The sequence below is a fragment of the Kitasatospora sp. MBT66 genome (genome assembly GCF_000710405.2).
In the GTDB taxonomy this organism is placed as follows: Bacteria; Actinomycetota; Actinomycetes; order Streptomycetales; family Streptomycetaceae; genus Kitasatospora; species Kitasatospora purpeofusca.
Map to the genome: position 1 here is coordinate 1089 of NZ_JAIY01000005.1, position 8170 is coordinate 9258.

General features: G+C 75.5%; 7 protein-coding genes and 1 pseudogene. 5 read left to right on the top strand and 3 right to left on the bottom strand.

Features of this window, described 5'->3' with window-relative positions; genetic code table 11:
• The 5 genes and pseudogenes from BI06_RS11085 to BI06_RS11105 form a co-directional block, all read left to right on the top strand.
• Positions 1 to 302: pseudogene (locus BI06_RS11085) on the top strand (hypothetical protein); the annotation flags it as partial.
• A gap of 235 nt (positions 303 to 537) precedes the next feature.
• The gene (locus BI06_RS11090) at positions 538 to 1479 is read left to right on the top strand and encodes a ScpA family protein (RefSeq protein ID WP_082558432.1); all 942 of its coding nucleotides are present in this window, start codon (positions 538 to 540) and stop codon (positions 1477 to 1479) included.
• 356 nt (positions 1480 to 1835) lie between these two features.
• Positions 1836 to 2429: an SMC-Scp complex subunit ScpB gene (locus BI06_RS11095; RefSeq protein ID WP_233290122.1), complete on the top strand. Its 594-nt coding sequence runs from the start codon at positions 1836 to 1838 to the stop codon at positions 2427 to 2429.
• 64 nt (positions 2430 to 2493) lie between these two features.
• Positions 2494 to 3873 (top strand): pseudouridine synthase, encoded by a 1380-nt coding sequence (locus tag BI06_RS11100; protein ID WP_043467747.1) that lies wholly within the window; start codon positions 2494 to 2496, stop codon positions 3871 to 3873.
• A 218-nt stretch (positions 3874 to 4091) separates the two neighbouring features.
• Positions 4092 to 5075, top strand: coding sequence for a hypothetical protein (locus BI06_RS11105; protein ID WP_051740734.1), 984 nt, complete (start codon positions 4092 to 4094; stop codon positions 5073 to 5075).
• A gap of 32 nt (positions 5076 to 5107) precedes the next feature.
• On the opposite strand, the gene BI06_RS11110 is transcribed toward BI06_RS11105, so the two are convergent.
• From BI06_RS11110 to BI06_RS11120, 3 genes are all read right to left on the bottom strand, one after another.
• A complete protein-coding gene (locus tag BI06_RS11110; protein WP_043467749.1) occupies positions 5108 to 5470 on the bottom strand; it encodes a DUF952 domain-containing protein in 363 nt (120 codons plus the stop codon).
• A 55-nt stretch (positions 5471 to 5525) separates the two neighbouring features.
• The gene (locus tag BI06_RS11115) at positions 5526 to 7172 is read right to left on the bottom strand and encodes a DUF4139 domain-containing protein (RefSeq protein WP_082558433.1); all 1647 of its coding nucleotides are present in this window, start codon (positions 7170 to 7172) and stop codon (positions 5526 to 5528) included.
• A gap of 3 nt (positions 7173 to 7175) precedes the next feature.
• Positions 7176 to 8170: DUF4139 domain-containing protein (locus BI06_RS11120; protein ID WP_149030356.1), on the bottom strand; the 995-nt coding region annotated here is incomplete at its 5' end.

The following is an 8170-nucleotide window of genomic DNA, read 5'->3' on the forward strand; positions in this document are numbered from 1 at the left end:
CGGCGCCGCGCCAGCACGCCGGTGCGGTCGAGGACCAGACGGGTGCCGCCGGACGGCCCCGTCCGCGTGGCCGTGCCCCCCGCCGCCCCAGCGGGCGCGAGCGGCACGACGAGAAGATCACCGTGTACGTGTCCGCCGAGGAGCTGATGGACCTCGAGCACACCCGGCTGGTGCTCCGCGGTGAGCACGGCCTGGCGGTGGACCGGGGCCGGATCGTGCGGGAGGCCATCGCGGTCGTCCTGGCGGACCTGGAGCAGCGCGGCGAGGCCAGCATCCTGGTGCGGCGGCTGCGCGGGCGCTGAGCCCGTGCCTCGGGGCCGCGGGGGGTCCGGGGCGGGTCGAGGGTTCGCGCGGGGGCCGGTGGGGCCCGGAACGGCGGCTGTGCGGGCGCTGGGCGCCTGTCCCGGGGCCGCGGGGGGTTCGGGCGGGTCCCAGGGCCTTGCGTGGCCGCGCGGGCGGCTGCGGGGCCGGAGAGGACCGGCGTGTCGGCGGCCCCGGTGCCGGGCGGCCGGTGCCGCCGGGCGAAGATGGACCGTCATGCCGAGCACGTCCGAGAGCCCCGTCGTCGCCCAGGCCGCCGTCGTCGCTGCGGCGGAGCCCGGCGCGTCGGCCGCCGTGGGCGCCGGGGGCGGGGCGGGCGGAGCGGGTACCGACGGGCCGCAGGGCGGCTTCCGGGTCCGGCTGGACAACTTCGAAGGCCCGTTCGACCTGCTGCTGAGCCTGATCGCCAAGCACCGGATGGACGTCACCGAGGTGGCGCTGGCGACGGTCACCGACGAGTTCCTCGCCCACATCCGCGCCATGGGGCCGGACTGGGACCTGGACGCGGCGACCGAGTTCCTGGTGGTCGCCGCCACCCTCCTCGACCTCAAGGCGGCCCGGCTGCTGCCCGCCGCCGAGGTCGAGGACGAGGAGGACCTCGCCCTGCTGGAGGCGCGCGACCTGCTCTTCGCCCGGCTGCTCCAGTACCGGGCCTACAAGCGCGCGGCGGCCCTGTTCGGCGAGCGCTGGGCCGCCGAGCTGCTCCGGCGCCCTCGCAGCGTCGGCCTGGAGCCCCGGCACGCCGCGCTGCTGCCCGAGGTCGTGATCAGCATCGGCACCGAGCGCTTCGCGCAGCTCGCCGCCCGGGCGATGACGCCCAAGCCCCCGCCGACCGTCTACGTCGACCACATCCACAGCCCGCCGGTGAGCGTGCGCGAGCAGGCCGGCCTGGTGGTCGACCTGCTGGCCGAGCTGGGCGAGGCCACCTTCCAGCGGCTGGTGGCGGACGCCCCGGACACCATGGTGGTGGTCGCCCGCTTCCTGGCCCTGCTGGAGCTGTACCGGGAGCGGGTGCTCGCCTTCGAGCAGCCGGACGCGCTCGGCGAGCTGGTGGTGCGCTGGGTGGCCGAGGCGGACCGGGGCGCGATCGAGGTGACCGACGAGTTCGACCGGCCGGCGGGCGAGGCGGCGGTGAAGGGCGAGGAGGACGGGCGATGACGGTCGGGAACGGCGAGGCGGGCGGTGGACGGCCGGCCAGGCGGGCGCTGGGGGTACCGGGGCAGCCGAGGGCCGAGGAGTGGCAGGAACCGGCTCCGAGCGTCCTGGAGGACGGTCCGGTGGCGGCTCCCGGGGCCGTCCCCGCGGTCATGGCCGCCGTGGCGGCCGTCACGGCCGAGGCGGTGGAGGTAGTGGCGGCGGTGGAGGTGGCCGCGGCGGTGCCGGTGGAGGTGGTGCACCAGAAGTCGGCTCCGTCGACTTCTCCGGAGCGGCTTCCCGAAGACCTTTCCGTGGATCTTCCCGGCCTCCCGGCGGCGGACGGGCCTGGGCTGCGGGCGGAGCTGGAGGCGATCCTGATGATCGTCGACGAGCCGGCCACCGAGGCCCACCTGGCCGCCGTGCTGGAGCGCCCGTGCGCGGAGGTGGCCTCGGCCCTGCGCGGGCTGTCCGCCGAGTACACCGCCCAGGGCCGCGGCTTCGACCTGCGGCAGGTGGCCGGGGGCTGGCGTTTCCACAGCCGCGCCACCTGCGCTCCTGCCGTCGACCGCTTCGTCCTGGACGGCCAGCAGGCCCGTCTGACCCAGGCGGCGCTGGAGACCCTGGCGGTGGTCGCCTACCGGCAACCGGTGTCCAGATCGCGGGTCTCCGCCGTCCGCGGTGTGAACTGTGACGGTGTGATGCGTACCCTGGTACAGCGAGGACTGGTGGAAGAGGCCGGATCCGAGCCCGAAACAGGTGCGATCCTGTATCGGACGACGAACTACTTCCTGGAACGGATGGGGCTCCGCGGCCTGGACGAGCTGCCGGAGCTCGCCCCGTTCCTGCCCGAGGTCGACGACGTGGAAGCGGAGTCCCTGGAGGGCACGATGATCGCGGAGGCGGTCGCCGCCGCTGCCGCGAAGGCTGCGGACGGCAGTGGCGAGGCCGGTCGGGCTGCGCCTGATCGGTAGGGGGCGGTGAGGTCGGCCGAAACGACCGCACAGCCCAAGACGGTAACGACGTACGGACACTTTGATGCGTAGCAGTGGCAACGGCAGGAACAGCAGCGGCGGCGGCAGCGGTCGCGGCGGACAGGGCGGGGACCGGGGCGGCTCCTACGGGGGCGGCTCGGGCCGCGGCGGCTCGGGAGAGCGCGGGGGTTCGTACGGCGGTGGCTCCGGTTCGAGCCGTGGCGGCTCGGGAGAGCGCGGGGGTTCGTACGGCGGTGGCTCCGGCCGCGGCGGCTCCGGCGCGCCCCGCGGTGGCTCCGGTGCGGGCCGTCCGGGCACCGGCTCGGGCCGTCCCGGTTCCGGTGCGGGTCGTCCGGGCGCCGGCTCCGGCTCGTACGGTCGCCGCGACGACCGGCGCGACGATCGCCGTGACGACCGGCGCGACGACCGCCGGGACGACCGCCGTGACGACCGTCGCTTCCCGGACCGCCCGCTGCGGCCCGAGGAGCGCAGGTACGACCGTCCCGAGTTCGGCGGCGGCCCCAACGCCACCCCGGCCCGCGGCAGCTACACCGGGCGCCGGCCCGGCCCGGCCCCCCGGCCGCGCCGCGAGGGCGCGCCCGCCCCGGGCGACCCGCGCCGCCAGCCGCAGCGCTCGCGCGAGCTCCAGGCCCGGATCGAGGACGCCGTCCTGGCCCGCCACGACAAGCCGGCCGTGAAGCTGCCGAAGACCTTCGGCGAGCCCGAGGGCGAGCGACTGCAGAAGGTGCTGGCCCGGGCCGGCATCGGCAGCCGCCGCGCCTGCGAGGAGCTGATCGACCAGGGCCGGGTCGAGGTCAACGGCAAGCGCGTCACCGAGCAGGGCAAGCGGGTCGACCCGCAGAACGACGAGATCAAGGTCGACGGCCTGACCGTCGCCACCCAGTCGTACCTGTTCTTCGCGCTGAACAAGCCGGCCGGCGTGGTCTCCACCATGGAGGACCCGGACGGCCGCCAGTGCCTCGGCGACTACGTGACCAACCGGGAGACCCGGCTGTTCCACGTCGGCCGCCTGGACACCGAGACCGAGGGCATCATCCTGCTCACCAACCACGGCGAGCTGGCCCACCGCCTCACCCACCCCCGGTACGGCGTGACCAAGACCTACCTGGCCGCCATCCAGGGTCCGATCCCGCGCGACCTGGGCAAGCAGCTCGCCAAGGGCATCGAGCTGGAGGACGGCTACGCCCGCGCCGACAGCTTCAAGGTGGTCTCGAACGTCGGCAAGAACTACCTGGTCGAGGTGACCCTGCACGAGGGTCGCAAGCACATCGTCCGCCGGATGCTGTCCGAGGCGGGCTTCCCGGTCGAGAAGCTGGTCCGCACCCACTTCGGGCCGATCGCGCTCGGTGACCAGAAGTCCGGCTGGCTGCGCCGGCTGACCAACCCCGAGGTCGGTCAGCTGATGCGCGAGGTCGGGCTGTAGCACCCCGACCCCCGGGTCCCCGGAGGGCCTCCCCGCCACTCGGCGGGGAGGCCCTCCGTCGTTCGGCGGATCTGCTGTGAAGCGGGCCGCATCGTGGGGTGATCACCTTGTCAGCCCGGTGATCCGTGGCCGAGGATTGCCACCTGACCGCGACCCGCCGGGTGGCGGGAGTGCGCCACCCGGGGCGGGGGGCGAGAGGCGAACGGGGGAGCGACGCCGTGTCCGATGCACCACTCAGCGCTCTGGGACTGGCCGGGCCCGACGGGCGGGTCTACGCGGCGCTGGTGGCCAACCCGCAGTCCACGGCCGAGGACCTCGCCGGGCTCTGCGAACTGACGCCCCAGCAGAGCCTGCGGGCCCTGGACCGGCTCGCCCAGCAGGGCATGGCCACCCGGGCCCCGGTCGACCGCCAGCGCTTCCTGCCGGTCGCCCCGGACGTGGCGATCGGCACCCTGATCGGCCACCGGGAGTCCGAACTGCGGCACGCCCGGGCCGAGATGCACCGGCTGATGGACGCCTTCCGGGAGGCGTCCCGGTACACCGACCCGGCGCACTCGGTCGAGGTGCTGACCGGCGGCGAGGCGATAGCCCAGCGCCTGGAGCACATCACCGGGACCAGCCAGTACCAGATCCGCGGCTTCGACTGCCCGCCCTACATCCAGGACCCCGTCGCCAACATCCCGCTGCAGCGGCAGCGGCTGGGCGAGGGCGTGCGGTTCCGGACCATCTACGACCGGGAGGCGGTGGCCTGGCCGGGCCGGCTGGAGAAGAACATCCTGGCCGGTGTCGCCGACGGGGAGGAGGCCAGGGTCAGGCCGGTGCTCCCGATGAAGATGGTCATGTCGGACGACCGGATGGCGATCATCCCGATCAGCGTCGGCGACAGCGTCCTCGACGCCGCCTACGTGATCCACCCCTCGGCCCTGCTCCAGGCCCTGGACACGCTCTTCGAGGCAGAGTGGGAGCGGGCCGTCCAGCTGCAGGCCGCGATCGGCTCCGGGGACGGGGCGCTGGAGCCGGAGGCCGACCACCGCAAGCTGCTCGGCCTGCTGGCGGCCGGCCTCACCGACGAGTCGATCGCCCGCTCGCTGGGCTGGAGCGCCCGGACCACCCAGCGCCGGCTCCAGTCGCTGATGCGCGAGCTGGGCGCCACCACCCGTTTCCAGGCCGGGATGGCGGCCCGGGAGCGGGGCTGGCTGTAGGGCGTGACCGTCGGAGCCCGCCGGGCGGGGCGTCAGCTCCAGGGGGAGAGGGACACCCAGCGGCCGTCCGGGCCCCGCTCGACCTTCTCCAGGCCGACCACGGCCGTGCGGTTCAGCCGCCCGTAGATGTGCGGGAACAGCACCCCGGGAGTGGCCCCGGGCGGCGGTGCGCCGTTCGGGGCCTCCCACTTGACCATCGGTTCCACCAGCGACTCCTCGATCAGCAGCGCCATCAGGGGTCCGCGGGTGTCGGCGAAGAAGGCGTTGGCCACGGCCAGCGCGGTCGGCTCGTCCGCCGAGCAGTGGATGAACCCGTCGGTGAGCAGCGAGGCGGTCGCGTACGGCCGCCCGGGGTCGGCCAGCCAGTCGTCCAGGGGAGTGAGGTGCAGGATCATGCTCCTGTTGTACCTGTTCCGGCCGGACCCGGGCGGGCGCCCGGGCCGCCGCCGCTCACAGGCCCGCCACCTTCGAGGAGGCGGAGATCTCGTACACCAGGGTCAGCGTGCGGCGGGCGCCCGGGCCGAGCGGGACGTCCCAGCGCACGATGCCCTCGGCGTCGAAGGCGTCCGGCACGGGTGAGCACTCCTCCTTGCGCAGCCGCACCTCCACCGCCGCCACCTCGGAGACCGGCACCCGTTCGCGCACCGCGACCAGCTGCTCGTCCCGCTCCTCCGGGCCGGAGAACCGGGACAGGTGCAGCCGCACCGTGCGGGTGGTCACCGAACGCTGGCTCAGGCCCGCGGTGGACCGGCGCTCCTCGGTCTCCCGCACCACCCGGTAGCCGTCCGAGCTGCCGAAGGACAGCTCGGTGTCGGCGCCCGCCGCGGTGAACGGCAGCTGCCCGCGCCCGGTGAACCCGCTGCCGCGGACCAGCTCGACCGGCCCGGCGAGCAGCGGGTGCCCGGCCGTGTTGCGGAACCGGACCACCTGGGTCACCAGCGGCGACAGCTCCGGCGCGCAGGTGAACTCGCTGTGCGCCGGACCGTCGAAGGAGGCCAGCGGCACCCGGTGCGCCTTGCCGTCGGACGGCACGGTGGCCGGGGCCGGGGCGTGCAGCACCCGCACCTCGCCGCCGTCGTCCACGCCCGGCACCACGCCGTCCGGGCCCAGTTCGGAGATCGCCTCCTCGCGCAGCTCGACCTCGACGGCGCGCTTCTCCTCGGTGGTGCGCTCGCGCAGGACCAGTACGTCCTCGGCGAGCGCCGGCGGTTCGGTGGCCAGTGCCGACCGGGCGGTGGAGAAGGTCAGCCGGGCCCCGTCCCAGGACTCGCCGGTGCGCTGCCAGACCACCGCCTCGGACTCCAGCCGCAGCACGCCGTCGGCCAGGGTGGCGCGGTAGGACGGCCGCCACAGGGCGCACGGCACCAGGTGGTGCACGGTGAGCCGGGCCGGGCCGGCCGCGGCGGCCTCGACGGTGAGTTCGAGGTGGGCGACGAGTTCGGCGGGCCGCTCCTCGGACTCCTCCAGGGCGCCGAGCGCCGCGGCGCGGTCCACCTCCAGCCGGCGCAGCCGGACCCGGGCGGCGCGCAGCTCCTCGCCGTGCTGCTCGCGGCCGGTGTCGACCCGGTCCAGCTCGCGGTGCCAGCGGGTGCGTTCGACCTCGCCGGCGCCGGCGCCCTCGCCGACCTCCCGCAGCAGGTCGGCGCTGAGCTGGGCGAGCAGGGCCAGCCGGGCCTCCAGCCGGTCGGCCAGCCGCTCCTCCTCGCGGATCCGGACCTCCAGCGCGTGCAGCCGGTGGCGCAGCTCGGAGTCCTCCGGGCCGGGCGGCAGGGGTGCGCGGGGCGTCCAGGCGCGGGTGATCCGGGCGTCCAGGACGCGGACGCCCGGGGTGTCCGACTCGGCGCGCAGGGTGCGGTCGACGGCGAGGGCGGTGAGCGGGCCGAGCCGCAGCCGCTGGACGCCGGCGGCGAGGTCCGGGGTGGCGGTGCGGCCGATCCGGGCGCGGTCCTCCAGGCAGGTGACGGTGGTGACGGGAAGGGTCGTGACGGGGTGCTGCGGGCTCGTGGGGGCGGTGGTTCCCGGGGTTCCTGCGGTGCCTGGGGTGTCCGGCCCCGGGGCGCCCGCGCTCGCGGCGCCGGGGAGGGGGGTGACGGTCATCGTTCAGTTCCTCCGGTTTCCGCCGACGATGGCCTTTCCGGCCGGGATTCTGATCTGGTAGCCGCCGTCCAGCTCGGCCCGGCCGCCCGGCGGCAGGTCGACCCGCCGGAGCCGGGTGCCGGGCGGGCACTCGGGGGACGGTTCGTCCGGTGCGTGCCAGCCGGGCCGTTCCTCGATCCGGACATCGGCGTCGGAGCTGACCGGTACCCGTTCGCGGACCTCGACGGTGACCGGGCGGCCGAGCCGGTTGGCCAGTTCGACGCGCACCCGGTGGTCGAGCACGGTGCTGCTGTTCAGCATGCCCGCGGTGGACTCGTGCAGCTCGGTACGGCGCGTCACCTCGACCGACTCGGCGACACCGATGCCCAGTCGGCGCACACCGCCGGGGGCGAGGGTGGGCAGGGCCCCGGTGAGCAGGAACTCGTCGTCGACGGTCACCTCGACCGGGCCGGCGAGCACGGCGCGGGCGGTGCCGTTGGTGAGCACCAGGGTCGCGTAGACCCGCTCCTCGACCGCGGGCACGGCGACGTACTCGGGCCGGACGCTCACCGCGATGTCGTCGATCGTGACGGTGTGCCAGGTGCCGTCGGACGGGATGTCGGCGGGCGCGGCGGCGTCGAAGCGGTGGTCGAAGGAGCCGGCCGAGACTCTCGGCGGCACCGCGTGCTGCGGCATCGGGAGGCGCTGCAGCCGGGCGCCGTACGGGCCGACCGCCGTCCGGATCCCGGCGCCCGGACGGAACGCCCGCTGCAGGGTGCCGCGCCGGTCGGTGTCCCCGTCCGGGCCGAGCAGTTCGAGCACGGGGTAGTCGAGCAGCCGTTCGTCCGGGACCGGCGGACCGGGCGGGGGACCGGACGGGGCGGGCGCGCCGGCGAGGAGGAAGTCGGCCTCCTCGGCGAATCCGGCGGGGCCGGCCGCTCCGGCCGCTCCAGCCGCTCCGGCGGCTCCGACGGCTTCTGAGGTGAAGGCGGCGCGGACGCGGCGGGCCTCGGGCGGCA